We start from the raw sequence: 26941 nt of genomic DNA on the forward strand, positions 1-26941 counted from the left end.
GCCGACCCTGATGTCCCGCCGGGCCGGCCGTGTGACCATCGTTGACATGCCGGACGCCGCAGCAGCTGTGCCCCTCGCCGACCCGCGGCCGCCGCGCAAGCTCTACCGCAGCAGCGACGGCCGCTGGCTCGGGGGCGTGGCGCGGGGGCTCGCCGGGCATCTCGGCCTGCCCGTGATCTGGGTGCGCCTGGTCTTCGTCGGCCTGACGACGGCGGACGGACTCGGTGCGCTGCTGTACGCCGCGTTCTGGTTCTTCGTCCCGCTGGGCGTCGGCGGCGTCGACGACCGGCGTGCCCCGTCCCTGGTCGGCACCGAGGCCTCTCCCGAGGGCCGCCGTCGGCTCGTCGCCCGCAGGCCCGACCGGGGCCAGATCGTCGCCCTGCTGCTCATGGTCGTCGTGGCGCTGTCCTTCGTGGGCAGCGTGAACCTCAGCAGCGGCGCCAAGGTGTATCTCGTCCCGGCCGTCCTCGTCGCCGCGGGCGTCGCCCTGGTCTGGCGCCAGGCGGACAACGCGCGGAGGGCCCGCTGGGTGGAGGTCGGCGGCCGCAGGCGCACGCTCACGCTGCTGCGTGCCGCGGCCGGAGTCCTGCTGGTCACGGCGGGCGTCTCCGCCATCTTCGTGCTGCAGGGTTCCGCGGCCCACCTCGGCTCCGTCCTGCAGGCCGCCCTCGCGGTCCTCGTCGGCATCACGCTGCTGGCCGGTCCCTATCTCGTCAGGATGACCCAGGATCTGTCCGAGGAGCGTCTGATGCGCATCAGGGCCCAGGAGCGCGCCGAGGTCGCCGCCCATGTCCACGACTCGGTCCTGCACACCCTCACCCTGATCCAGCGCAACGCGGACAACGCGGGCGAGGTACGCCGTCTCGCCCGCGCCCAGGAACGCGACCTGCGGGCCTGGCTCTACAAACCGGAGGGCAACGGCAAGGACGAGGACGAGGAGCCCGGCACCCTCGCGGAGGCGGTCCGGCGCAACGCGGCGGAGGTGGAGGACAAGCACGGCGTGCCCATAGAGGTCGTCATCGTGGGCGACTGCCCCCTGGACGAGCGGATCGGCGCACAGATGCAGGCCGCGCGCGAAGCGATGGTGAACGCCGCCAAGTACGGTGGCGAGGGCGGCGCCGTCCAGGTCTACGCCGAGGCCGAGGGACGGACGGTCTTCGTGTCCGTCCGCGACCGCGGCCCGGGCTTCGACATCGACGCGATTCCCGCCGACCGCATGGGTGTCAGAGAATCGATCATCGGCCGTATGGAGCGCCACGGCGGCACGGCGCGGCTGCGGGCCGTGCCGGGCGGCGGTACGGAGGTCGAGCTGGAGATGGAGAGGGCGGAGAACACGTCATGAGCGACGCGAACGAGTCGGCGGGCCCGGCGGAGCCGGAGCGGGTGAGCGGGGGCGCCGAGGAGCGGCGCGTGCGGGTCGTACTCGTGGACGACCACCGTATGTTCCGTACGGGCGTCCAGGCCGAGATCGGGCAGACCGAACGCACCGGAGTCGAGGTCGTCGGAGAGGCCGCCGATGTCGACCAGGCGGTGAGCGTCATCACCGCCACCCGTCCCGAGGTGGTCCTCCTCGACGTGCATCTGCCGGGCGGCGGCGGTGTCGAGGTGCTGCGCCGCTGCGTGCCCCTGATGGCCGACGCGCAGCGGCCGGTCCGCTTCCTCGCCCTGTCGGTCTCTGACGCGGCGGAGGACGTGATCGGGGTGATCAGGGGCGGCGCCCGCGGCTATGTCACCAAGACGATCACCGGCTCCGACCTCGTCGACTCGGTCTTCCGCGTGCAGGACGGCGACGCGGTGTTCTCGCCGCGCCTGGCAGGGTTCGTCCTCGACGCGTTCGCCTCCACCGACGCCCCACCGGTCGACGAGGACCTGGACCGCCTCACCCAGCGCGAACGCGAGGTGCTGCGCCTGATCGCCCGTGGCTATGCCTACAAGGAGATCGCCAAGCAGCTGTTCATCTCGGTGAAGACGGTCGAGTCCCATGTCTCGGCGGTACTGCGCAAGCTCCAGCTGTCGAACCGTCACGAGCTGACCCGGTGGGCGACGGCACGACGCCTGGTGTGATCCGTCCCGGCTTCGTTCCTGACGGTTCCTCGACCGGGGGCCGCTCACTCCACCCGGGTGGCCCCGGCGAACGGCATCTCGTCGATCGGCGCCAGCCGCACGGGCGCCGAGGGATTGGGGGCGTGGATCATCTGGCCGTGCCCCACGTAGATACCCACGTGGCTGACCCCGGAGTAGAAGAACACCAGGTCACCGGGGAGGAGTTCGGAGCGCGAGACGCGTCGGCCCGCGTCGATCTGGGAGTACGTCGTGCGTGGCAGGGAGACGCCCGCCGAGTGATACGCGGCCTGCACCAGGCCTGAGCAGTCGAACGCGTGCGGGCCGGTGGCGCCCCAGACATAGGGGCTGCCCAGCTTTCCGTACGCGTACGCCACCGCTGCCGCCGCCCGTGCGTTCGGCGCCTGCGCCGTCGCCGCCGCGGCGGACACCGGCCCCAGGTCCCGCAGGGCGTCGCGCGACGCCCTGCCCGTGCCCCCGTCCGTCGCGAGCTGTGCCCGCTGGCCCTGGGTCAGTCGGGACAGCAGTTCACGCGCCCGGCTCAGCTTCTCGTTGATCGTCTGCTGCTGCCGGTGCAGTTCCGACTGACGCGACTTCAGCGAGGCCAGTTCCACTCGTGCCGCGCCACGCAGCCGCTCGATCTCCCGTAGTTGCGTGCGCACACGCGCGACGGCCGAGGCCTGCCGGCTGTCGACCCGCTCGGTGAAGGACGCGTTGTCGAGATAGTGGCCGGGGTCCGAGGAGAGCAGGAGCCGCACGGAGGGGTCGATGCCCCCCTCGCGGTACTGCGCGGCGGCGGCGAAACCCAGCGCCTGACGCGCGGAGTTGAGCCGGTCCGTCCGGCGGGCGGCCTCGTCCTGGAGGGCATTCAGACGTGCCCGGGCCTTGTCCGCCTGCTCTTTCGCGCCGTCGTACTTCTCGGTCGCGGTCTCCGCCTCCTGGTACAGCTTGTCGACCTGAGCCTTGACCTGGGCCGGGGAGAGCCGGGGATCGGCATGCCCCGTGCCGTCGAAGCCGACGGCCGTCGCCGCTCCCGCGAGGGCGATCGTCGCGGCGGTACGAGCCGTGGTCCCGCCGAGCGAACGCTGCCTGGGCTTGCGGTGCGCTGCCACCTGGACGTCCTGTCCTTTCGTACGACCGCCCGGGCCACGAGCGGTGTTACGCGTCCGGCGGCGTCCCGCACAGGGGAAGCGGGGCGCCGCCGGACCTTCTCGGCGGTGGTGTCCGGCGGCCACCCCTGGCCCGGGCGGCGATGGGGAGCCGGTCACCTGGGGGAGGACGCTAAGCCGCGCCGTGACCGCTTCGTGATGCGATGTCCGGAAGTGATGCGACAGGACTGCTGGTGACCGTATGTGACCGTGATCCGGCCCCTCGGGTGCCGACTTCACGCTGCGCGATGACCGATGCGGTGGTTCCGGGACGCAGGGCGATGACGGGATGCTATGGACGGTGCATATATGCGGCTCGTGGCGGCGGCGTGGGCGCCGTCACCAAGGAGGGGCCGGTGTCAGGGGGTGCGGCCTCGCCTGGCTAGGCTCCGGAGCCATGGACGTACTCATCCATCTCTTCGTCGCCCTGCACATCATCGGCATCGCCGCGCTCCTCGGCGGCTTCCTCACCCAGATGAAGGCGATGGGCCAGGGCACGGCCCGTTTCGTGCCCGGCATGCTGCACGGCGCCCTGACCATGCTGGTCACCGGCGTCGCCCTGGTCGGCCTCAACGAGGCGGACCATCACCCGGTCAACACGATCAAGATCGGCGTCAAGCTGGCCCTGCTGATCGTGATCCTCGGCCTGGTCTACGTGAAGCGCGACGAGGAGCGGGTCGAGAAACCCCTCTTCGCTCTCGTCGGCGCGCTGACCATGGCGAACATCTTCATCGCGGTGCTCTGGGCCTGAGGCGTCCCATGACGGACGGCACCGCTCCCACAAGCACCACGAACCACGCGGCCACCGCGATCCACAGCAGCACCTGGCCCGGGCCGCGCAGCCACGACACCCTGAAGACGGTGCCGTAGGACAGGACCGCCGCCGCCGTCATCCCCAGCGGGAAGACGGTGGCCCAGCGCCGTGGGTCGTACCCGAGCCGTGGTCGCAGCAGCTCGGCCACGGCCAGGAGGCAGTAGCCGACGAGCGCGAGGAAGAGGACGGTGAGGGTCATGCCCCGCAGGGCGTGGTTGTCGTCGTCCGACCACAGGTACATCCCGGTGTGGGCGGCGGCGACGAGCCGCGATCCGCTCAGCGCGGAGATGGCGAGTGCGCCGGCCGCGACCCAGTGGTCTCCCGCACCCCTCACCAGTTCCCGCGGGTCGAAGCACCACAGCCCGGCCAGGTAGCCCAGCAGCCCGAGCCAGAAGAACACCATCGCCGTGTGCGCGAGCCACGCCACTCCCAGAGCGGCCGAGAGCACCGCGCCGAGCACCGAGACCGCCTGGGTCGCCACACATCCGAGGAACACGGCCCCGGGCAGAGGGCGCTCCCAGGCCCGCACCTCCGGGATGATCAGAACCGCCCACCACACCGTGGCCAGCGCGAGGAGCGCCTCGGCGGGCGTCTGCCAGCCCTGGAAGGACAGCCCCGTGCCCAGCGTGGCGGTCGCGGCGACCGGGGCGAGCGCGCTCGGGGAGCCCGCCTCGGCGGGCCAGCGGTCCCGCTCCACGAACGCCCGTACGACGATATCGACGATGAGCCCCAGCCAGGCGACGGCGGTCAGGATCAGGGCGATACGGAAGAGGCCCACGTACCCGGTCTCGTGCAGTGCGTCCGCCAGGATGCCGGTCGCCATCACGGCGGCCCCGACGGCGGGCGGACGCCGCGCCCACCAGGTGCTGAGCGTGGAGGAGGTGCCTGACATGCGCCCGATGCTAAGGACGCGGACGCCGGTTGCGTGGGGGCACGCGCGCGTGGAGGCCGAAAACAACCCCCCGCGCGGGTGCGTCCGGGCGGAGTTCTCGGGGCGGCGGTCGCGTGTCGGTGGGGCGGCCTAGACTCGGAGAGCGATGAGCAGCCTCTTTGACGACAGCTTCCTGGCGGACCTCACGGCCACCCCGGCCCACGACGAGGAACCCCCGCCGCCCGAGGGCGAGCATGCCCCGGAGCCCGTTCCGGACGATCTGTTCGGCGGGCGGTTCGACGTGCCCGCGGACCGGGACCGCTACTACCGCGACGGCGCGCACCGTCCGGTCATCGACCCGCAGGCGCTGCTCGAGGGGCTGAACGACAACCAGGGCGCGGCCGTCGTGCACGCCGGTTCCCCTCTGCTCATCGTGGCCGGCGCCGGCTCGGGAAAGACCCGTGTGCTGACCCACCGCATCGCCTATCTGCTGGCCGAGCGCGGTGTGCACCCCGGCCAGATCCTCGCGATCACCTTCACCAACAAGGCCGCGGGCGAGATGAAGGAGCGGGTCGAACAACTCGTCGGCCCGCGCGCGAACGCGATGTGGGTCATGACGTTCCACAGCGCGTGCGTGCGCATCCTGCGGCGGGAGAGCAAGAGGCTCGGCTTCACGTCCTCCTTCTCGATCTACGACGCCGCCGACAGCAAGCGCCTGATGGCCCTCGTCTGCCGCGATCTGGACCTCGACCCCAAGCGTTTCCCGCCGAAGTCCTTCAGCGCGAAGATCTCCAGTCTGAAGAACGAGCTGATCGACGAGGAGGACTTCGCCGCTCAGGCCGCCGACGGCTTCGAGAAGACCCTCGCGCAGGCGTACGCGCTCTATCAGTCGCGTCTGCGCGAGGCCAACGCGCTCGACTTCGACGACCTGATCATGACGACGGTCAACCTCCTGCGCGCTTTCCCGGACGTCGCCGAGCACTACCGCCGCCGCTTCCGCCATGTCCTGGTCGACGAGTACCAGGACACCAACCACGCCCAGTACGCCCTGGTGCGTGAGCTGGTGGGCCCGGCGGGCGGCGACCGCCCCGAGGACGTCCCGCCCGCCGAGCACGAACTGAGTCCGGCCGAACTGTGCGTCGTGGGCGACGCAGACCAGTCGATCTACGCCTTCCGCGGCGCGACCATCCGCAACATCCTCCAGTTCGAGGAGGACTACCCGGACGCCACCACGATCCTGCTGGAGCAGAACTACCGCTCCACGCAGACGATCCTGAGCGCTGCCAACGCCGTCATCGAGCGCAATGAATCGCGCCGCCCCAAGAAGCTGTGGACCAACGCCGGTGCGGGCGCGCGGATCACCGGTTATGTCGCGGACACCGAGCACGACGAGGCGCAGTTCGTCGCCGACGAGATCGACCGACTCACCGACAAGGGTGAGGCGAAGGCGGGCGACGTCGCCGTCTTCTACCGCACGAACGCCCAGTCCCGTGTCTTCGAAGAGATCTTCATCCGCGTCGGCCTGCCCTACAAGGTCGTGGGCGGCGTCCGGTTCTACGAGCGCAAGGAGGTCCGGGACGTCCTCGCGTATCTGCGGGTGCTGGCGAACCCGGAGGACTCCGTGCCCCTGCGCCGGATCCTGAACGTGCCGAAGCGGGGCATCGGGGAGCGGGCCGAGGCGATGATCGACGCCCTGGCCCAGCGGGAGAAGATCAGCTTCGCGCAGGGACTGCGGCGTGTGGACGAGGCCTACGGCATGGCGGCCCGCTCGACCAACGCGGTCAAGCGGTTCAACGCGCTGATGGAGGACCTGCGGACCATCGTGGAGTCGGGCGCGGGACCGGCCACGGTCCTGGAGGCGGTCCTCGAACGCACCGGCTATCTCGCCGAGTTGCAGGCCTCGACCGACCCACAGGACGAGACCCGGATCGAGAACCTCCAGGAACTCGCCGCCGTGGCACTGGAGTTCGAGCAGGAGCGCGGCGAGGAGGAGCAGCCGACGGCACCGGCAGCCGCCGCGCCGGGGGGGATACTGGCCGAGTTCCTCGAGCGGGTCGCCCTGGTCGCCGACTCCGACCAGATCCCCGACGAGGAGGAGGGCGGCGGGGTCATCACGCTGATGACCCTGCACACCGCGAAGGGCCTCGAATTCCCCGTGGTCTTCCTGACCGGCATGGAGGACGGCGTCTTCCCGCACATGCGCGCACTCGGCCAGACGAAGGAACTGGAGGAGGAGCGGCGCCTGGCGTACGTCGGCATCACGCGTGCGCGGGAGCGGCTGTACCTCACGCGGTCCGCCCTGCGCAGTGCCTGGGGCCAGCCCTCGTACAACCCGCCCTCACGCTTCCTTGAGGAGATCCCGGACCAGCACCTGGACTGGAAGCGGACCGGAACACCCTCGGCTCCCGTGCCGAGGGGCCCGCTCTCGGGTGTGGCGGCCTCGCTGTCGTCCTCACGCTCGCGGTCCTCGGCCGCGGGCGCGTCCGGGTTCGCCACCCGCCGGACGGGTGCCACGGAGAAGCCGGTGATCTCCCTCGCGGTCGGTGACCGTGTCACCCACGACCAGTTCGGTCTGGGCACGGTCGTCGGTGTGAAGGGCGCGGGCGCGAACGCGGAAGCGACCATCGACTTCGGAGAGCCCAAGCCGAAGCGGCTGCTGCTGCGGTACGCGCCGGTGGAGAAGCTGTAGCCGTCACCACTGGTCCCCCGCCGGAAGGCGGGGGCGGGGACGGGGGGAGGGGACCGGTCAGGTCGGGTCCAGGCCGTGGCTGCGCAGCCACGGCAGCGGGTCGACCGGCGCGCCTCCGCCCGGCCGCACCTCGAAGTGCAGGTGCGGACCGGTCGAGTTGCCGGAGTTGCCCGAGTACGCGATCGGATCCCCGGCCTTGACGACCGTCCCGGGGGCCACGCGGTAGCTGGAGAGATGGCAGTACCAGGTCTGCGTGCCGTCCTTGGCGGTCAGGATCAGCATGTTGCCGTACGCGCTGTTCCACTTCGTCTGCACGGTGCCGTCGGTCGCGGCCATCACCGTCGTACCGTAGGAGACCGGGAAGTCGATGCCGGTGTGCACGGACATCCAGTTGACCCCGGCCTGGCCGAAGTAGGCGCTCAGGCCTCTCTGCGTGACCGGCAGGACGAACTTCGGGCGCATCCGCTCCTTTTGCGCCGCCTCCGCCGCCGCCTTCTTCTGCTCGGCCGCCTGCTGGGCCTTGAGGTCGATCCGTTCCTGGGTGCGGCTCGCCCGGTCCGCGAAGTCGTTCGCGCCCGCGGAGAGGCCTTCGAGCTGGGAGTCCAGCTTTACGTTGGCGGCGGACGGCTTCACCGGGGTCGCGGCGGAGGCGGTGGTCGTGCCGGAGCCCTCCCCGCCCATGCCGACGGACGCGGCGGCGATCCCGGCGACCCCCATCACGCACACCGACGGCACGGCGACGGTCAGGAGGGCGGAACGCTTCGCCGGAGAGCGGCGGCGGGCGCGGTTCGAACCGCGGGAAGCGGAACGGGAAGCCGGGGCGGGAGTGAACTCCTCCTGCTCTTCGAGCAGGAGGCCGTCGTCGGACGTCTCGAAGGTCCCCGGCTCGCCCTCGTGGTCCGTGGTCTGCTCGAGGTCCGCCGGCTCGAAACTCTCGGCTCCGAAACTCTCGGCTTCGAAGCCGTCGGTGGCCTGAGGGCCGAAGAACTCGGTCCCGTCGAACGTCGCGGTCGCGTCGTGGCCGAAGGACTCCGGGACCACCTGCTCGAAGGTGGCCGTGGCCGCGGGGTGCTGGTCGTGCGTTTCCTGCCCGGGGATGCCGTCCAGGTTCCACTGCGTGGCGTCGTACGCACCCGTGTCGAAGGTCTGGGTGCCCCACTCCCACTGCTGCGCCGGATCCGCCGCCTGCCCGGCCTCGAGCCAGGCCTGTGCGTCCCACTGTCCGGTGCCGTCGGGGGACGCTCCCTGCGCGGGAATGCCGGCGACCTGCTGGTAGCCGGCCGCCCAGGCCGTCGTGTCGTACGAGCCGCTGTCGTACGCGGCGTGGTGCTGGGCGGCGTACTGGTCGTAGTACGGCGTCTGGTGCACACCGGTGCCGAAGGCCGCGTGGCTGCCGGTGGACCACTGCCCGGCGTCGTACGAACCGGTCGAGCCGCCGCCCGGGAAGTCTCCGAAGAGGGGATCGGTGGCGAAGGAGCCGGTCGCGTGGACTGCGGTGCCGAAGCCGGTCGCGGAGGGATCGCCGTACGTCGTGAACGCGCCGTACTGGCCACCCTGGTCGCCGTACGGCGCGTAGTGCGCCGCGTCGGCATCGGGGGCCGGAGCCGGGGGAGTTGCGGTCCCCGACGGGTGACGGTCGTTCACCAACTTCTCTTTCGCCTCGGCAGCAGGGGCTGGCAGAGCAGTGCGGTGACTGTACCCGGCGGTACGCGGGCGCGACAATCTTCTGTGGATTCCCCTCAAGCACGAAGCGGGCATTCGCCCGTGTTTCGGCGGTCCACGGCAAGCCTTTGGCTCTTCGTTCGATGAATGTTCGATGGCGTGAGGGTGTCTTGGGGCTTTCGGGGCGCCGCCTGGGACCGCTGCCCGGGGTGGATTCCGGGCCCGCGAGCCCGGCCTGATCCAAACGAAAGACCCTAGGCGACCGTCAGGCCGCCGGTGTGGGTGGCGGGCGCTCCTGGCTGTTCGAGGTCCAGCGCCTGCCTTATCCCGGTCGCCACCGCGGGGTGCACCGGCAGGGCGAGATGGCCGATGCCGCTGACCCGTACGTTCTCCGCGAGCAGGTCAGGGTGGTCGACGCAGGCCGTCTCCAGCGGATCCATCAGGGGGTCCAGATCGCTCCAGAAGCTCACGAAGTGCGTACGGCAGCCGGGGGCGGGCTCCCGCAGTTCCTCGATCAGCTCGGAGCCGGGCCGCATCTGGCGGACGATCGGGTGCGCGTTGGCGAGCGGCGCGACACGGGTTCCCGAGTGGGGCGTGCCCAGTGTGACGAGCGTGCGCACGCGTGCGTCGCCGCCGAGGCGCTGCACGTAGTACCGCGCGATCAGCCCGCCCAGGCTGTGCCCGACGACGTCCACCTGCTCCTGCCCGGTGCGCTCGCACAACTCCTCGACAGAGCGCCTGAGCAACTGGGCGGCGGTGCGGATGTCACAGGTCAGCGGGGAGTAGTTGAGCGACTCGATGTGCTGGCGCCCGTGCTGGGTGAGATTACGGCGCAGCAGGACGAAGACCGAGCGGTTGTCGATGAACCCGTGGAGCAGGATGACCGGCGGTTTGGACCCGGTCGGCAGCATGGCGGTGTCGGGGGGAGCGAGCGGGGGTGCCGAACGGCGCTCCTGGATGATCCCCGAGGGATAGAGGAGCAGATGACCGGCGAGGATCGCGAACTCCAGGGCGGTCGCTTTCAACAGGGCCATGGAGAGTCCGGCCAGCCTGGTGGGAAACAGGCGCTGGCACATCGGAAGCAACGGCTGCACTACCCGGGTGACCATCATGGCCGACCTCCCGTCGGCACACCGAGGACGCCTCTGTCCCCCGTGAGCCCTCATGAAGAGCCGCGACGGCGGCGGGCCTGCGGGGGCGGATACCGCGGGAGCGGCTGTGTCGCGGACGCGGCACGTGCGCCGATGAAGCGACGGACGCCTTTGCGTCATGGTGACGCGATACCGTCCGTCCTGGTGGCGCGCTTCCCGTCCTCCTTGTACGGGTTGCTCCCCGCTCGTGTGCCCTTGCGATCCTGTCGCCGAGGAGCCCCACCACCACGGCGCCCCGCTGGCGATGCGGTGGTACGGCCGCCTCATGGCGGCTCTCCTTGCGCACGATCCCCACGGTCCACGGCGCTCGGGCCGCCGATGACTGCGGCTCGTGTGCCGCGGGGAGGGGGGACCCTGCGCGGCGAATGTGTCCCACTGTGTGATTTCCCCCTCGGTCCGCACCGCGAAACTGCCGGTTGCGGGATGCTGGAGATAACGTTCGTTCACTTCCTGCGCCGATGCGGGCGTGGGACGCCTGTGCCGTGTGGGGTTCGAGGGGCCTGGGCTGCGGGAACTGTGCGGGCGGCGGGGTGCGTGTCGGTCGGTGCGGAATGCGCCGATCGTGCGGTCGCGTGTCCGCCGGTGCGGTGATGTGGCGGCAGGGCGGTACATCGGTACAGGGTGGAGAAGTCGCTTCATGGAGGCAGTGATGGGTGTGACAGCCGGTCCGATCCGCGTGGTGGTGGCCAAGCCGGGTCTGGACGGTCATGATCGTGGGGCCAAGGTGATCGCGCGGGCTCTGCGTGACGCGGGTATGGAGGTCATCTACACCGGCCTCCACCAGACGCCCGAGCAGATCGTCGACACCGCGATCCAGGAGGATGCCGATGCCATCGGCCTGTCGATCTTGTCGGGCGCGCACAACACGCTGTTCGCCGCGGTGCTCGACTTGCTGAAGGAGCGCGAGGCGGAGGACATCGTGGTCTTCGGCGGCGGGATCGTCCCCGAGGCGGACATCCCCCCGCTCAAGGAGAAGGGCGTGGCGGAGATCTTCACGCCCGGCGCGACGACCGCGTCGATCGTGGACTGGGTACGGACGAACCTGCGCCAGCCGGCCGGGGCGTAATGCTCCGCATCTGACGGCTTCCTTTTCGGGCTCTCCGGACTTTCGAGCCCTTTCGGCTTTTCGGGATCCTTCGGGCTTCGAGTTCCTTCGGGCTTTCGAACTCCTTCAGGCTTTCGAATTCCTTCGGCCCGGGAGAGTCCGGGAGGGAGGCCGGGGGCGGCGAACGACCGTGCCCCGGCCTGCCCGGCGCCGACCTCTCCACCGGGCCGCTCCCGACCCTGGCGCCGGGAGCGGCCATCCCCCACGCTCCCGTCCCGTCCCTCCTGTCTCATGTCTCGTCCAACTCCTCGTCCAGCTCCGCGCGCATCGTCGCGCGCAGCCGCAGCGTCGTCGTCAGACGCTGGAAGGCCTCCGCCCAGTACCCGCCCGCCCCCGGCGACGCGTCCTCCCGCTCGTCGGGTATCGCGGTCAGCGCGTCGAGCCGGTTCGCTTCCGCCGGGTCCAGGCAGCGTTCCGCCAGGCCCATCACCCCGCTGAAGCTCCATGGGTAACTCCCCGCGTCCCGTGCGATGTTGAGTGCGTCCACCACCGCGGTACCCAACGGGGCGGCCCACGGGACCGCGCACACCCCGAGGAGCTGGAACGCCTCGGACAGGCCATGTGTGGCGATGAACCCCGCGACCCATCCGGCCCGTTCCGTCGCGCCCAGCGTCGAGAGGAGCTTCGCCCGCTCGGCCAGGGACAGCGCCCCCGGGCCCCCGGCCTCCGGTGCCGCGGGTGACCCGAGCAGGGCCCGGGCCCAGTCCGGGTCCCGTTGGCGCACCGCTGCCCGGCTCCATGCCGCGTGCAGTTCCCCGCGCCAGTCGTCCGCCACAGGCAGCGCGACGATCTCATCCGGCGTACGCCCGGCGAACCGTGCCGTCCATGAGCCGAGCGCCGCCGACTCCACCAACTGACCGAGCCACCAGGCCCGTTCGCCGCGTCCCGCCGGTGGGTGCGGTGTCACCCCGTCTCGCTCCATGCCGGGATCGCACTCGTGCGGCGCCTCGACCACGATCGCCGGCTCCCTTCCCGTACGGTCGATCGCCACGCAGGCCGACGCCCGGGCCGCCATCCGTCCGGCCAGGGCAGAACCCGGCAGCGCCGACAGCAACTCCGCCGCCGTCGACCGCACATTGCGGCTCCGGTCGGACAGCGCCTGCTCCAGGAACGGCTCGTCCGGGGGCTCGAGCCCCGAGCGGAGCGAGTCGAGGAACATCAGGCGGTCCTCGGCCCGCTCCGTCGCCCAGGTGTCGGCCAGCAGTTCACGTGCGGCGGCCGGCCGCCGCGCGCGGAGCGTGGTGAGCAGGGCCACCCGTTCCGCGAACAGGCCCTCCCGCCACAAAGGTTCTGTTCGCTCCGGCTCCTCGGACGTGGGCAGCCCGGAGCCTGCGCCGGATGCGGACCGCAGCGCGAAGCGCCAGTCCGGGTTCAACCGGGCAAGCCACAGGGCGCGCGGTCCGGCGAAGGCCAGCGCGGCCGGTCGCAGGTCCGTACGGCCACGGGCCGCGTCCAGAAGCGCCGGGAGCGCCTCCGGGGGCGGCGCGAAGCCACGCTCGCGCGCCAGGGTCAGCCACTGCGGAAGCAGTTCCATGAGGTCGGGGGCCGAACCGCGACGGCCGCCGCTCACACCGGGTCGGTCGGACAGCAGCATGGCCAGCCTGCGTGCCGCGGCCGGGGGCAGCGGCGGCCGGGTGTCGGCCGCGGCGGGCTCGAGGAGGGGCCCGGCCGGTGCGGGGCGCAGACCGGCTCTGTGCCGGACCGTCTCCACCGCGGCCAGGTCCAGCAGTGTCGAAGGCGCGTCCCGGCCGGACGGCAGCCAGGCCGGGGAGCGCCGGTCGGTGCCCAGCAGGGCCACCGACACCAACTCCTCCCAGGGCACGGCCCTTCCCCGGGGCGCGGCACAGGACGTGTCCGCAAGAACAGGGTGCGCGCTCATGACGGTCCCATCTCTCGGTGTCACTTCACGGCCGGCGCGGGAGCGCCCAGGTGTCGTCAGCACAGCGCGACCGCCTCTCCCGCACTCTGCGGCCAGGCGGTCAGCGGGGTGAAGCCGCGGTGGCCGCACTCGCCGAAGACGGTGACCGGGACGCCGCCGGACAGGGCTGCCAGGCGCCAGGGACCCGGGCGGGAGCCTTCCGTCACAGTGAGCGGCAGCGCCGTGCCTCCGTCCGCGTCCGCGAGCTGCCATGACTCCTCGTACGGCGTCGGCACGACCGGGCCGAGCGTCACCGGGAACGAGTCCAGCCAGGGGTCCGCCCGCAGCGCCTCCCCGTAGAGTGCCGCCGCGTGTGCGGTGGTCACCCCCTCCGGTCGCAGTGCCGTCGGCGCCGGTGGCGTGAACTCCTCGCCGAGTGCCACCCGCAGCTGCCCGGCCCCCGGATACGCGGACACCTCCGCTTCGAAGGCCAGACCCACCGGGAGCGCCAGTTCCGGTGCACGGCCGGCCGCCCCGTAGGACAGGAGCAGCGCGGTCCGGCCGGACTCCGTTCCGTACAGCCAGATCCGGCGCGTGATGAGCCGGCCGTCCGAGGTGTCGTACTGCGCCAGGACCAGCCAGCGGTCGCGTGCGGACGGGGTGCCGGGGGAGCCCGGCAGGCCGACGCGCGAGCGCACCGTCGACGCGAGCGCCTCCGGCAGGCGCTCGCGGTGCAGCCACCCCTGGTCCAGCAGGTGCAGCAGCGCGCATTCCTCCAGCATGCGCACCGGCCAGCCGGATCCCGAAGACGGCAGCGCCCCCAACTCCCTTACGCGGGCGGCCAGCCCGGGAGCCTGGGCGTCGACCATGCGGGCTGCGGTCTCCTCCCACAGCCCGTACCCCGTCTGCTCGGCCGTGGCCAGGCCGCCGCGCAGCAGATCGGTCAGCCGCTGCTCCAGCTCCGTCGCCCCCGATGTGATCCGTCCGGCGCGTCGCTCCGCCCTGCGCCGGGCCGCCTCCGGATCGGAGGTCGCGGACGTGTGCGCATCATCAGCCGTCCGCTTCTGCCGTGTGCGCTGTCTGCGTCCCTCGATCCATTGCTCCGCCCAGTCGGGCGCCTGTCCTCGCGCTACCGCTCCGTCCTCACCCGCCCAGAGCAACAGCAGTCCCAGCGCGTGCTTGCACGGGAACTTGCGGCTCGGGCAGCTGCACCGGCTGGCGGGCCCGCCGGCCTCCTCCACGTCGACGACCGTCCGGTACGGCGTGCTGCCGCTGCCCCGGCACAGCCCCCACACCGTCCCCTCGCCGGAACTGCCCGTCTGCGACCACGGCCCCGCCGTGCCGAGTCTGCTTCCCGCCGCGCGTGACGAGGCGTCAGGTGCCAGTGCCAGCACCTGGTCCGCCGTCCAGCGCACCCCCTGCTGAGTCATGCGTCGAAGGTAGGCCGGGGCACTGACAATCGGTCAGCGCGACGGCATTCGCGCAGGTCATCACGCATTGTCAGTGGTGTGGTGCACGGTTGGTGACAGTTCCGAACCGGCCGAGCTGGAGGGGGAAGCGGCCATGCGTACGTCCGTAGATCCGATGTCCGTCGAACAGAGCCCGAGCGAGTACGCCACGGCCGAGGCGCTGCGTCCGCACGCAGAGGACGCCTTCGCGGCCGAACTCGCGGCGCTGGCCGCGCAGGACGACCGGCCGCGCCCGGACCGCTGGAAGCTGTCGCCCTGGGCCGTGGCCACCTATCTGCTGGGCGGAGCGCTCACGGACGGCACGGTGATCACACCGAAGTACGTCGGTCCGCGACGCATCGTCGAGGTCGCCGTCACCACGCTCGCGACCGATCGCGCCCTGCTGCTGCTCGGCGTGCCGGGCACGGCCAAGACCTGGGTGTCCGAGCATCTGGCGGCGGCCGTGAGCGGCGACTCGACCCTGCTCGTGCAGGGCACCGCCGGAACCCCGGAGGAGTCGGTCCGCTACGGCTGGAACTACGCACAGCTGCTCGCGCACGGCCCCAGCCGGGACGCGCTGGTGCCCAGCCCCGTCATGCGAGCCATGCGGGAGGGAAGGGTCGCGCGGGTCGAGGAACTGACCCGGATCCCGGCCGATGTGCAGGACACGCTCATCACGATCCTGTCGGAGAAGACCCTGCCGATACCCGAGCTGGGGCAGGAAGTGCAGGCGGTCCGCGGGTTCAACCTGATCGCCACGGCCAACGACCGCGATCGCGGTGTCAACGACCTCTCCAGCGCGCTGCGCCGGCGTTTCAACACGGTCGTGCTGCCGCTGCCGGAGAGCGCGGAGGCCGAGGTCGACATCGTCGCCCGCCGGGTCGAGCAGATCGGCCGCTCCCTCGATCTGCCGGCCGTGCCCGACGGCGTCTACGAGATCCGCCGCGTCGTCACGGTCTTCCGTGAGCTGCGAGGGGGCGTCACGGCGGACGGCCGGACGAAGCTGAAGTCGCCCAGCGGCACGCTGTCCACCGCCGAGGCGATCTCCGTCGTCACGGGCGGGCTTGCGCTGGCCGCCCACTTCGGCGACGGAGTGCTGCGGGCCGGCGATGTCGCCGCAGGCATCCTCGGCGCCGTCGTCCGCGATCCCGCGGCCGACCGCGTCATCTGGCAGGAGTACCTGGAAGCGGTGGTCCGTGAGCGCGACGGCTGGTCCGACTTCTACCGGGCATGCCGGGAGGTGACGGCATGAGGGCCCCCGGCAGCGGCTCCTCGTGGAACTCCGGAAGCAGGGTGCACGGCCCCATGGCCCAGGCCGGGCAGGGCGGCGGGGGAGCACGCGAAGACGGCGGACCGGACAGGACCCGGCGGTGAGGGGGACGGTGTGACAGGCGTCGAGTGGCCGCCGGGCGGAGCGGCGAGCGGTTCGGCGGACGTGGGGCCGCTGCTGCTCGGGGTGCGCCACCACGGACCGGGCTCCGCGCGCTCGGTAGGGGCCGCGCTGGCGGCGGCGCGTCCGCGGGCCGTGCTGATAGAGGGGCCGCCCGAGGCGGACCCGCTGATCCACCTCGCGGCCGAGGAGGGGATGCGCCCGCCGGTGGCGCTGCTGGCGCACGCGGTGGACGAGCCCGGTCGGTCGGCGTTCTGGCCGCTGGCCGAATTCTCCCCGGAGTGGGTCGCGATCCGCTGGGCCCTGGAGCACGGCGTCCCGGCCCGGTTCATCGACCTGCCCGCCGCACACACCCTGGCGTGGGAGAAGGAGGACGGGAAGGCAGAGGCGGGGCCTGAGCCGGAGGCCCGCGCCTCGGGGCCGTCGCGCGGCTCCGGCGACGCCGTGCGGGTCGATCCCCTGGCCGTGCTGGCCGAGACCGCCGGGTACGACGACCCTGAGCGGTGGTGGGAGGACGCCGTCGAGCACCGGGGCGAGGGCGATGCGCTCGCATCGTTCACCGCGCTCGGGGAGGCCATGGCCGCGCTGCGGGAGGCATACGGCGCCGGGGGGCACGAGCGCGACCTCGTGCGCGAGGCGTACATGCGACTCCAGGTGCGAGCCGCCCGGCGGGAGTTCGGTGAGCGGGTGGCCGTGGTGTGCGGGGCCTGGCATGTGCCGGCGCTGCGGCAGAAGAGCACCGTCACCGCCGACCGGGCCCTGCTGAAGGGGTTGCCCAAGGTGAGAACGGACATGACCTGGGTGCCCTGGACCCACCGGCGGCTGTCCCGGGCCGGCGGCTACGGCGCGGGAATCGACTCGCCCGGCTGGTACGGCCATCTCTTCGGTGCCCCCGACCGGCCCGTCGAGCGATGGCTGACCAAGGTCGCACGGCTGCTGCGGGAAGAGGGCCAGGTCGTGTCGTCCGCGCATGTGATCGAGGCGGTGCGGCTCGCCGGAACGCTCGCGGCGCTGCGCGGACGCCCGCTGCCGGGACTGACCGAGACGACCGACGCGGTACGGGCGGTCATGTGCGAGGGCTCGGATGTGCCGCTCGCTCTGGTGTACGACCGGCTCGTGGTCGGTGACGTCCTGGGCGAGGTGCCCGCGTCGGCACCGGCTGTCCCGCTGCAGCGCGACCTCGCCCGTCTCCAGAAGCGGCTCAGGCTCAGACCCGAACCGGAGGAGCGGGAGCTGGAGCTCGATCTGCGCAAGGACACCGACGCCGAGCGCAGCCGGGTGCTGCACCGCCTGATGCTCCTCGGGATCGGCTGGGGAGAGGCCATGGCCTCGCGCACCGGCACGGGGACGTTCCGGGAGACCTGGCGGCTGCGCTGGGAGCCGGAGCTCGCGGTGCGGGTCGCCGAGGCCGGGGTGTGGGGGACGACGGTGCACGCCGCCGCCACCGCCAGGGCCGAGGCGGACGCGGTCGCCGCACGGGCGCTCGCCGATGTCACGGCGCTCGCCGAGCGTTGCCTGCTCGCCCAGCTACCGGACGCGCTGCCCGTGGTGACGCGGGCGCTCGCCGACCGGGCCGCCTTGGACACCGACGTCGGGCACCTCGCCCAGGCACTGCCCGCGCTGGTCCGCTCCCTGCGCTACGGAGACGTGCGCGCCACGGACACACGAGCGCTGGCGGGCGTCGCGGCCGGACTCGCCGAGCGCGTGTTCGTCGGACTGCCTCCGGCGTGCGCCGCTCTGGACGAGGAGGCCGCCGGGGAGATGCGGCGTCATGTGGACGCGGTGCACGGCGCGGTGGCCCTGCTCGAGGAGGGGGTCCCGGAACCGCGAGGCATACGCGAGCGGTGGCGTTCCGTTCTGCGAGTGCTGTCCGGGCGGGACACCGTCGCCGGGGTCGTGCGCGGGCGCGCCGCTCGACTGCTCCTGGACGACGGCGGTCTCTCGCACGACGAGGCGGCACGGCTGATGGCGCTCGTGCTGTCGCCGGGCACGGCGCCCGGGGACGCGGCCGCGTGGATCGAGGGGTTCGTCGGGGGCGGCCTGGGCGGCGGGTTGCTGCTCGTGCACGACGAGCGGCTGCTCGGCCTGGTGGACGCATGGCTGACCGGCGTGCCGCCGGACGCCTTCACCGACGTACTGCCGCTACTGCGGCGCACGTTCTCGGCCTATGAGTCCGGAGTGCGCCGCACGCTGGGCGAGTTGGTGCGACGGGGACCGGGCGCGCCCACGAATGCCGCGGTCACCGGCCCGGGCCTGCCGGGGTTCGCCTCCGGACTCGACAGCGGGCGGGCGGACGCGGTGGTACCGGTACTGCGCCTGCTGCTCGGCCTGAGGGAGCCCGGCAGCGGTGCAGCAGACGACGTCATGGAGGTGGGGCGATGAGCACGCACACGAACGGCCGGGTGCAGACCGCGCCCGCGCGCGACCGGGCGGCCGGAGCCGACGAACGGCTGCGGCGCTGGCGGCTCGTCCTCGGAGGAGACGCGGCGGACGGCACCGGCCACGCGCTCACCGGGCGGGACGCGGCGATGGACGGCGCCCTCTCCGCGCTCTATGGAAAAGGGGACAAGCAGCGGCAGGGACACGACCGTTCGGCGGGGCTCGGGGCGTCCGCGCCGTCCGTCGCGCGCTGGCTCGGTGACATCCGGACCTACTTCCCCTCGTCCGTCGTCCAGGTCATGCAGCGCGACGCCATCGACCGCCTCGGGCTGTCCGCGCTTCTGCTCGAACCCGAGATGCTCGAGGCGGTCGAGGCGGATGTGCACCTCGTGGGCACACTGCTCTCGCTGAACAAGGCGATGCCGGAGACCACCAGGGAGACGGCGCGGGTGGTGGTCCGCAAGGTCGTCGACGACCTGGAGAGGCGGCTCGCCACCCGGACCCGGGCCACGCTCACCGGAGCCCTGGACCGCAGTACCCGGGTCACCCGGCCCCGCCACCACGACATCGACTGGAACCGCACGATCGCGGCGAACCTCAGACACTATCTGCCGGAGCACCGCACGATCGTGCCGGAGCGGCTGGTCGGGTACGGGCGGGCGTCCCGGTCCGTGAAGAAGGAGGTCGTCCTCTGCGTCGACCAGTCGGGGTCGATGGCCGCGTCGGTGGTGTACGCGTCCGTGTTCGGGGCGGTCCTGGCGTCGATGCGCTCCCTCGCCACCCGGCTCGTCGTCTTTGACACGGCCGTCGTGGACCTCACCGGCCAACTGGACGACCCCGTGGACGTGCTGTTCGGCACCCGGCTCGGTGGCGGTACGGACATCAACAGGGCGCTGGCGTACTGCCAGTCGCAGATCACGCGCCCCGCGGACACGGTCGTGGTCCTCATCAGCGACCTGTACGAAGGGGGGATCCGCGACGAGATGCTGAAACGCGTGGCGGCGATGAAGGCGTCGGGAGTGCAGTTCGTGTCGTTGCTGGCGCTCTCCGACGAAGGGGCGCCCTCCTACGACCACGAGCACGCGGCGGCCCTCGCGGCGCTGGGGGCTCCGGCGTTCGCGTGCACGCCCGAACTGTTCCCCGAAGTGATGGCGGCGGCGATCGAGAAGCGTCCGCTCCCGATACCGGAGGGGATATGACGGTGTGGCGGTCTGGCGGACACATGGACACAACGTGGTGCCAGAACCGGGCAGAGGGCACCGAGGGCAGGAAAACGGATATGACTACCCATCGGTAACAGGGGCTTGCGCAACGGCGGGAGTCCCATGCGAGGATCGACGGCGTTTCGCCATTGCATGGTGCGCCGTGTCCGCTCCGCGGTACCTCGCTGTCCGGGGCCTGGTTTCACGGCACCTCGTTCCGCCGTACGGAGGCTCTCCCAGTCGTGACCCTGTCAGCCGCACTGCCTTCTCCCGGTGCCGCACTGCGCGTGGTGCGTACGGCGGCCGGGCGGCGCGCGCTGCAACTGGCGCTGCTGGTGAGCGGGCTGTTCGCGCTGGGACTCCTCGGTGAGGGGCAGGCGCATGCGGCGTCCGGAACGCCGGTGGCATCGCCGGCTCCGGTCACGGCCGGTCACCCGTCCGGCCCCGCGCGGTTCGCCGGTGACGCGGTACGGCGCGTCGAAGGGGCCGTCGGAGTCGTGGCGGGACAGACGGCCAGGGGGCCGCACGAGCCCACCGTCGCACACCGAGGGCACCCGGCGACCGCCCTTGGGCCGCGCGCCACTGCGAACCCGACGGGCACCGCGCCCGCCGCTCGACCTTCCGCGCCCGGCCGTCACCGCCCCTCCCTGCCCGGCCGTCACCGCTCCTCGGCGTCCGTCGTCCGCACCGGGGCCGTCATCCGTCCCGCGTCCGCTCGGCTCCCCGCGGTCTCCGGCATCTCCTTGGACGGCACCGTCCACCGGGTGGTGCGGCCCGTCGCCGAGGGGCCTCTGCGTCCGCTCGGTGGTGAGGTCATCGGGTCCGTGCGTACCGTCGGAAGGGTCGCGGCAGCGGTGACCGGAGGGCTGGTGAACGTGCCCTCGGGCGGTGCGGCGCTTCCACAGCTTCCACCGCTCCCCTCGACGCCCTCCGTGCCGTCCGCGCCGTCCGTGCCATCCCCGGCGGAGCCTCCCAGCGGTCCGCGAGCCCCCGGCTCATGGTCGTCGCCCGTGGGTACCGGTCCGGCCGCCCAGCGGCAGAAGGCCGGCGCGCACGGGCCGCGGGGCGGCCCGGTGGCACGCGGCGCCTCGGGGTCGGCACACGGCGCCGCCCACTCCGTACCCACCGCCCGTGCGCGACTCACCGCCGCCGCGGGCCCGTCATGCCCTTCACCCGTCAGGCGTGCCTGCGATACGCCTGACGGAAACCCGACGGGCGTGCTCGGTGACGAGACCGCCGCAGGCGAAGGCGTACCGGGGCACGGCGCCGCGTGGGCCGTCGCGTTGAAGCGCTGGGCACCGCTGCCGCTGGTGCGCGGTGCCACCGTGTTCCACGCGGCGGGCGAGGCCCGGGACCGGCACCGCGGCATCCCGGTATTCCCTGGCTAGGGCTGTGCCCTCCTTCCGGCGAGACCTCTGCGCCGGCTTGTTCGACGGTCACGCGGTCACCGGTGACGAAGGGGCGCCGGGTCCCTCTCGCTCAGGGCCCCTGGCGCCGCACGAGCCGATCGACCGACCATGCCATGCCGTGCCGTGCCGTGCCCGCAGGCACGGCACCCGACCGACTCCGCGAGGTCCAGGACCGGGCGGGCCGAAATCCGTCGGCCCCTGGTCGAAGCCTCGCGGACGGGGCGGGTGGCCCCATTGGGGTGGGGCTTACCCGTCTCGAGCCCTCAGGGGCAGCGAAAGGGGTCCCACCGGGTCAACCCCAACCCGGTGGGACCCTGCCGCCCGCTTTCGCCCGTTCGCCGTAACAGCCGAGGGCGGGCCGTGTCCGCTGCTGGGGCGCACATGTGACAGGTATCACCGCTCAGGTGTGATCTGCGATTTAGAGCCCTACCTCCAGCGGGGATAACCTGCGAGACGGACATGCCGCGCGCTCGGACACCGTGTGCGCCTCCCTTGTGACACAGAGCGGACGTCACGTTGCCCTTCGCGGCACGCCCACGCATCCAACGAACCGCGAGATCACTGATAGGGACGGAAGCGCGTGGACCTGTTCGAGTACCAGGCGAGGGACCTCTTCGCCAAGCACGGTGTACCGGTGCTGGCCGGTGAAGTCATCGACACGCCTGAGGCGGCGCGCGAGATCACCGAGCGACTGGGCGGCAAGTCGGTCGTCAAGGCGCAGGTGAAGGTCGGTGGCCGCGGCAAGGCCGGCGGTGTGAAGCTGGCCGCCACCGCGGACGAGGCGGTCGCCCGTGCCACGGACATCCTCGGTATGGACATCAAGGGCCACACGGTCCACAAGGTGATGATCGCCGAGACGGCTCCGGAGATCGTCGAGGAGTACTACGTCTCCTTCCTCCTCGACCGCGCCAACCGCACCTTCCTCTCCATCGCCTCCGTCGAGGGCGGCATGGAGATCGAGGAGGTCGCGGCCACCCGCCCCGAGGCCGTCGCCAAGATCGCGATCGACGCCATCGACGGTGTCGACGAGGCCAAGGCCCAGGAGATCGTGGCCGCGGCCAAGTTCCCGGCGGAGGTCGCCGACAAGGTGGCCCACGTGCTGATCAAGCTGTGGGACACCTTCATCAAGTCGGACGCCCTGCTGGTCGAGGTCAACCCGCTGGCCAAGGTCGCCTCCGGTGATGTCATCGCCCTCGACGGCAAGGTCTCCCTGGACGAGAACGCCGAGTTCCGCCACCCCGAGTTCGAGGAGCTCCACGACAAGGCCGCCGCCAACCCGCTGGAGGCGGCTGCCAAGGAGAAGAACCTCAACTACGTCAAGCTCGACGGCGAGGTCGGCATCATCGGCAACGGCGCCGGCCTGGTCATGTCGACCCTGGACGTCGTCGCCTACGCCGGTGAGGCCCACAAGGGCGTCAAGCCGGCCAACTTCCTCGACATCGGCGGTGGCGCCTCCGCCGAGGTCATGGCGAACGGCCTGGAGATCATCCTCGGCGACCCGGACGTCAAGTCCGTGTTCGTCAACGTCTTCGGCGGCATCACCGCCTGCGACGCGGTGGCCAACGGCATCGTGCAGGCCCTGGAGCTCCTCGAGTCCAAGGGCGAAGAGGTCAACAAGCCGCTGGTCGTGCGCCTCGACGGCAACAACGCAGAGCTGGGTCGCCAGATCCTGGACGACCGCAACCACCCGCTCGTGCAGCGTGTGGACACCATGGACGGCGCGGCCGACAAGGCCGCCGAGCTGGCTGCGGCCGCGAAGTAAGGGACGAGGTCACAGACAACCATGGCTATCTTCCTCACCAAGGAATCCAAGGTCATCGTCCAGGGCATGACCGGCTCCGAGGGCCAGAAGCACACCAAGCGCATGCTGGCCTCCGGCACGAACATCGTCGGTGGCGTGAACCCGCGCAAGGCGGGTCAGGTCGTGGACTTCGACGGCACCGAGGTACCCGTCTTCGGCTCCGTCAAGGAGGCCGTCGAGAAGACCGGCGCCGACGTCACGGTCATCTTCGTCCCGGAGAAGTTCACCAAGGACGCGGTCGTCGAGGCCATCGACGCCGAGATCCCGCTCGCGGTCGTCATCACCGAGGGTATCGCGGTGCACGACACGGCCGCTTTCTGGGCGTACGCGGGCAAGAAGGGCAACAAGACCCGCATCATCGGCCCGAACTGCCCCGGTCTGATCACCCCGGGTCAGTCGAACGCCGGCATCATCCCGGCCGACATCACCAAGCCGGGCCGTATCGGCCTGGTCTCGAAGTCCGGCACGCTGACGTACCAGATGATGTACGAGCTGCGTGACCTCGGCTTCTCCAGCTGTGTCGGCATCGGCGGTGACCCGATCATCGGCACCACGCACATCGACGCGCTGAAGGCGTTCCAGGACGACCCCGACACCGACCTGATCGTCATGATCGGTGAGATCGGCGGCGACGCCGAGGAGCGGGCCGCGGCCTTCATCAAGGAGAACGTGACCAAGCCGGTCGTCGGCTACGTCGCGGGCTTCACCGCGCCCGAGGGCAAGACCATGGGCCACGCGGGCGCCATCGTCTCCGGTTCGTCGGGCACCGCCCAGGCGAAGAAGGAGGCGCTGGAGGCGGCCGGCGTCAAGGTCGGCAAGACGCCGACCGAGACGGCGAAGCTCGCGCGCGAGATCCTGGCCGGCTGAGGCATTCCCGGCTGAACGCCGGTGGGCCCGTACCCCGTGGTGGGGGCGGGCCCATCGGCGTTTCTGCCGGTGCGTCAGCGGGCCTGATCCTGACGAAGGACCCTAGCGGGTCTCCGGGACCAGCCGCTCCGGCCCGTGGTGCGCCTGCGCCTTCAGTTGCGCCTCCAGCCGCAGCTGGCGGGCGGAGAGCGGGCCCTGGGCGACCGGGGCGGGGATGTCCTCGATCGCCGATCCACCGGGCACCGGCCGCTCGTAGTGGTCCGCCGCCAGTTGGAGGGTCAGGGCTGTCGCGCCCATGATCAGGGCCGTGAAGGCGCACGCCGCGAGCGTCCAGCGACGGGTGCGCTGTTCGCCCACGGACCGCACCACCGGTGCCTGGTCCGTGTGGAGACCTTCCGCGGAGGCCAGTTCGTTGAGTCTGCGCGAGAGCACCTCCCGCCCCGCCTGCTCCGGTACGAGTGCCGTCAACGTCGCGCGGGCACGCTGCAGCCGTCCTGCCGACGCCGAGGTGGACGCCTGCGTCTCGGCCGCGGTCGCGGACAGCTCGAGCCCTACGCCGTCGTAGAGCACCACGGTGCGCCGCTGGACCGGAGGCAGCGTCAGGAGCGCGTGCAGCAGGGCGCGGTCGGCGGGGTCCGTGGGCGGCGCCTCCGGGTGCCGGTAGGCCGGGCGGAAGCGATGCCAGGGGGAGAGCGCCCAGTCGTACGCCGCCGCACGCACCCACCCCTGCGGATCCCGGTCCTTGGCGACCTCGGGCCAGCGCTGCCACGCCAGCTGAAACGCCCGTTCGGCGGCTTCCCGGGCGAGCGCGCGCCGGCCGGTGAGCAGATAGGTCTGCCGTACGAGGGCGTCGCCGCAGAACTCGTACAGCGCGTCGAACGCCTGACAGGGCATCAGTGTCGAGGGCAGAGGTCTGTCCAGCTTCGGAGAGATCCGGGAGAAGGGGGCGGGGACGATGCGGGCGGATGACGGGACGTCATGATGCGTGCCGGACGGGTCGTCGTGGCCGGGGTCCGGCCGCGGGACGGCGGACATCTCCTGGGCCGCCCACTCGGCGAGCAGCCTCGCGTACGCCCTCCGCTTCCGGCCGCGCGGGGTCGCCAGGCCGGTCTCCCAGTCGCGCACGGTTTCGATGGACACGCCCAGCCTGGAGGCGATCTGAGTCTGCGTCAGTGACTGGGTCCTGCGCAGACGTCGGCATTCCTTGGGCCGTGGCAGCGTGGAGGCAGGACTCTGCTTCACGAGGCGGCCCTCCGTGTGAAAAAGTACATAAACATATACTGGGCGACACATCGGCGGTTTGCCCGTTACGCCCGGAAAGCGCGTGTCGTTGGGACGATGGCGGACGTGACTCAAAGGACCGGCCGCCGAACCTCGTTGTCGACCCTGCTCGTACGGTTGCAGGACCGTTGGCCCGGGCTGGGCGACTGCCTGCTGGGGGGCGCGGGCGCCGCGGTGCTGGGACTCGGCTCGTTCGCCCTGCTCGTGATGGTGCTGTGGATCAGCTTGCCCTATCCCGACCACGGCTCCGGCGGCGCGCTCCGCCTGGCGGCCGGGCTGTGGCTGCTGGCGCACGGTGTCGTACTCGTCCGCGACGAGACGCTCTCCGGCGTGCCCGCGCCCGTGGGCGTGACCCCGCTTCTATTGGCCCTGTGGCCGGTGTGGCTGCTGCACCGGGCGGGCCGCGACGGGGCGTACGGGGGGCACACGGAGGAAGACGACGCGCCGCTCGTCGGCGCACGGATGGCGTGGTGCGGGGTGGCGGCCGGCTACCTCGGAGTTGGGGTGCTCGCGGCGCTGTACGCCTCGGGCGGGGCGCTGCGGCCGTCCTGGACCTGGGGCGCGATGTCCCTGCCGCTGGTGGTCGTCGTGGCGGTGGGCGTCGGGGTGTGGACGGCGTACGGGCGCCCGTACGGACCCCTGCCACGTGCCGTGCGCCACGCCCTGGACCTGCCTTCCGTCGTGCGGCTGGTGCTGACCGTGGGGGCGGTCGACCGGGACGGCCGGGTACGGCTGGGTGACTCCCTCCGGGCCGCCCTGGCCGGAGTGGCCGTGCTGATGGGCGGGGGTGCGTTGCTCGTGGGGACAGCCCTGCTGTGGCACGGGGAGGCGGCGCGGGCGACGTTCCTCCAGCTCGCGAACGGGTGGTCCGGGCGATGCGCGGTGCTGCTCCTCGCGGTGGCACTGGTGCCGAACGCGGCGGTGTGGGGGGCGTCGTACGGGCTAGGGCCGGGGTTCGTGCTGGGTGTGGGGCATGTGATGGGGCCCTTGTCCATGGCACGGCCCCCGGAACTGTTGCCGCCGTTCCCGCTGCTGGCGGCGGTGCCCAGAGCGGGCGGCGGGCCGTCGCTGTGGACGGTGGGGGCTGTGCCGCTGGCGGCGGGGGTGACGGTCGGCTGGTTCGTGGCGCGGGCGGCGTGCGCCGGGAGCGGGCGGGGGCGTGACTCGGTGTGGCCGGCCGGGCGGACCGTGGGCGCGGCCGTGGTGGCGGGGGTGGTGTGCGGGGTGGTGACCGGGGTGCTCGCGCAGGCGGCGGGCGGACCGCTCGGGGTGGCCGCGCTGGCGCGGTTCGGGCCGGTGGGCTGGCAGGTGGGTGCCGCTGCGGCCGGCTGGGTGGTGGCGGTGGGCGTGCCGGTGGCAGCGGGGGCGAGGGTCTGGCGGCTACGCCGGGGCGGCCCGCTGCGGGGCACACGGACGTCCCGCGAGACGGTGCCCCCGGTCGTGGTGCCGGCGCCGGCTGCCTCGGAACCCGCGCAGGTCCCGGGCGGCGGTAAGTGGGAGTGGATGTGGGACAAGCCCCTCTACAGGCCCGCCCTTCCCGCGCCCGGGCAGTCCGGGGACGAGGGCGGTGAGCCGGAGGGGGCGTGGGAGGATCCCGACCTCAAGCCGTACGAGGTACTGCCGGCGGAGGATCCGTTCCTGCCGGAGCCGGGGCCCTCCGGGCGGGGGGCCGATTTCGAGGCGTGACGCGGTTCCTTGCGGGTGCGTGGGGGGGGTGCCTCTATGTCTTTCGTCAAGCGAGGCGTGGGGTTCTGGGTTCGTAGAAGGTGCCGTCGCGGAGCATCGCGAAGAGCACGCTGATGCGG

Annotated in this window: 19 protein-coding genes; 12 read left to right on the forward strand and 7 right to left on the reverse strand. The window is 72.1% G+C overall.

From position 1 onward, the window contains the following. Positions 1-46 precede the first annotated feature (46 nt). The gene (locus ABZ845_RS04985; RefSeq protein ID WP_360973008.1) at positions 47-1342 is read left to right on the forward strand and encodes a PspC domain-containing protein; all 1296 of its coding nucleotides are present in this window, start codon (positions 47-49) and stop codon (positions 1340-1342) included. After that, positions 1339-2064, forward strand: coding sequence for a response regulator transcription factor (locus tag ABZ845_RS04990; protein ID WP_360973010.1), 726 nt, complete (start codon positions 1339-1341; stop codon positions 2062-2064). The genes ABZ845_RS04985 and ABZ845_RS04990 overlap by 4 nt, the downstream gene beginning before the upstream one ends. A gap of 44 nt (positions 2065-2108) precedes the next feature. Here the strand turns inward: ABZ845_RS04990 and ABZ845_RS04995 are convergent, their stop codons facing one another. Further along, positions 2109-3173: an NlpC/P60 family protein gene (locus tag ABZ845_RS04995; RefSeq protein WP_360973012.1), complete on the reverse strand. Its 1065-nt coding sequence runs from the start codon at positions 3171-3173 to the stop codon at positions 2109-2111. Between the two features lie 433 nt (positions 3174-3606). Between ABZ845_RS04995 and ABZ845_RS05000 the strand changes: the two genes are divergently transcribed. After that, positions 3607-3960, forward strand: a complete 354-nt coding sequence (locus ABZ845_RS05000; protein ID WP_360973014.1) for a hypothetical protein — start codon at positions 3607-3609, stop codon at positions 3958-3960. Here the strand turns inward: ABZ845_RS05000 and ABZ845_RS05005 are convergent. After that, a complete protein-coding gene (locus ABZ845_RS05005; protein WP_360973016.1) occupies positions 3938-4915 on the reverse strand; it encodes a tellurite resistance/C4-dicarboxylate transporter family protein in 978 nt (325 codons plus the stop codon). The two genes, ABZ845_RS05000 and ABZ845_RS05005, sit on opposite strands and share 23 nt — an antisense overlap. 145 nt (positions 4916-5060) lie before the next feature. Between ABZ845_RS05005 and pcrA the strand changes: the two genes are divergently transcribed. After that, on the forward strand, positions 5061-7583 hold the full coding sequence (gene pcrA, locus ABZ845_RS05010; RefSeq protein WP_360973018.1) for a DNA helicase PcrA: 2523 nt from the start codon (positions 5061-5063) through the stop codon (positions 7581-7583). Between the two features lie 57 nt (positions 7584-7640). On the opposite strand, the gene ABZ845_RS05015 is transcribed toward pcrA, so the two are convergent. Both ABZ845_RS05015 and ABZ845_RS05020 read right to left on the reverse strand, forming a co-directional pair. Further along, positions 7641-9227: a M23 family metallopeptidase gene (locus tag ABZ845_RS05015; RefSeq protein ID WP_360973020.1), complete on the reverse strand. Its 1587-nt coding sequence runs from the start codon at positions 9225-9227 to the stop codon at positions 7641-7643. A gap of 272 nt (positions 9228-9499) precedes the next feature. Next, entirely contained in the window at positions 9500-10357 is an 858-nt protein-coding gene (locus ABZ845_RS05020; RefSeq protein ID WP_360973022.1) for an alpha/beta fold hydrolase, read from the reverse strand. A 688-nt stretch (positions 10358-11045) separates the two neighbouring features. Here ABZ845_RS05020 and ABZ845_RS05025 point away from each other — a divergent pair. Beyond that, entirely contained in the window at positions 11046-11462 is a 417-nt protein-coding gene (locus ABZ845_RS05025) for a cobalamin B12-binding domain-containing protein (protein ID WP_360973024.1), read from the forward strand. Positions 11463-11730: 268 nt separating this feature from the next. On the opposite strand, the gene ABZ845_RS05030 is transcribed toward ABZ845_RS05025, so the two are convergent. After that, positions 11731-13380: a DUF5691 domain-containing protein gene (locus tag ABZ845_RS05030; protein WP_360973026.1), complete on the reverse strand. Its 1650-nt coding sequence runs from the start codon at positions 13378-13380 to the stop codon at positions 11731-11733. Positions 13381-13436: 56 nt separating this feature from the next. After that, the gene (locus tag ABZ845_RS05035; protein ID WP_360973028.1) at positions 13437-14789 is read right to left on the reverse strand and encodes an SWIM zinc finger family protein; all 1353 of its coding nucleotides are present in this window, start codon (positions 14787-14789) and stop codon (positions 13437-13439) included. A gap of 133 nt (positions 14790-14922) precedes the next feature. Between ABZ845_RS05035 and ABZ845_RS05040 the strand changes: the two genes are divergently transcribed. The 6 genes from ABZ845_RS05040 (at position 14923) to sucD (ending at position 23855) form a co-directional block, all read left to right on the forward strand. After that, positions 14923-16059, forward strand: coding sequence for an AAA family ATPase (locus ABZ845_RS05040; RefSeq protein WP_360973030.1), 1137 nt, complete (start codon positions 14923-14925; stop codon positions 16057-16059). Positions 16060-16191: 132 nt separating this feature from the next. Continuing rightward, complete coding sequence (locus tag ABZ845_RS05045; RefSeq protein WP_360973032.1) at positions 16192-18579, forward strand: DUF5682 family protein; 2388 nt, start codon at positions 16192-16194, stop codon at positions 18577-18579. After that, positions 18576-19775 carry a VWA domain-containing protein gene (locus ABZ845_RS05050; RefSeq protein ID WP_360973034.1) on the forward strand — a complete coding sequence of 400 codons (1200 nt, stop codon included), beginning with the start codon at positions 18576-18578 and terminating at the stop codon, positions 19773-19775. The genes ABZ845_RS05045 and ABZ845_RS05050 overlap by 4 nt, the downstream gene beginning before the upstream one ends. Positions 19776-20020: 245 nt before the next feature. Further along, positions 20021-21166, forward strand: a complete 1146-nt coding sequence (locus ABZ845_RS05055) for a hypothetical protein (RefSeq protein WP_360973036.1) — start codon at positions 20021-20023, stop codon at positions 21164-21166. A gap of 601 nt (positions 21167-21767) precedes the next feature. Then, positions 21768-22949, forward strand: coding sequence for an ADP-forming succinate--CoA ligase subunit beta (gene sucC / locus ABZ845_RS05060; protein ID WP_360973038.1), 1182 nt, complete (start codon positions 21768-21770; stop codon positions 22947-22949). A gap of 21 nt (positions 22950-22970) precedes the next feature. After that, positions 22971-23855 carry a succinate--CoA ligase subunit alpha gene (sucD, locus tag ABZ845_RS05065; RefSeq protein WP_360973040.1) on the forward strand — a complete coding sequence of 295 codons (885 nt, stop codon included), beginning with the start codon at positions 22971-22973 and terminating at the stop codon, positions 23853-23855. Positions 23856-23957: 102 nt separating this feature from the next. Here sucD and ABZ845_RS05070 read toward each other — a convergent pair whose 3' ends face one another. Next, positions 23958-25097, reverse strand: a complete 1140-nt coding sequence (locus ABZ845_RS05070; protein WP_360973042.1) for a sigma factor-like helix-turn-helix DNA-binding protein — start codon at positions 25095-25097, stop codon at positions 23958-23960. A gap of 96 nt (positions 25098-25193) precedes the next feature. Here ABZ845_RS05070 and ABZ845_RS05075 point away from each other — a divergent pair, with 96 nt between their 5' ends. Then, entirely contained in the window at positions 25194-26822 is a 1629-nt protein-coding gene (locus ABZ845_RS05075; RefSeq protein WP_360973044.1) for a DUF6350 family protein, read from the forward strand. The last annotated feature ends 119 nt before the right edge of the window (positions 26823-26941 follow it).

Source organism: Streptomyces sp. NPDC047022 (assembly GCF_040644155.1).
Taxonomy (GTDB): Bacteria; Actinomycetota; Actinomycetes; order Streptomycetales; family Streptomycetaceae; genus Streptomyces.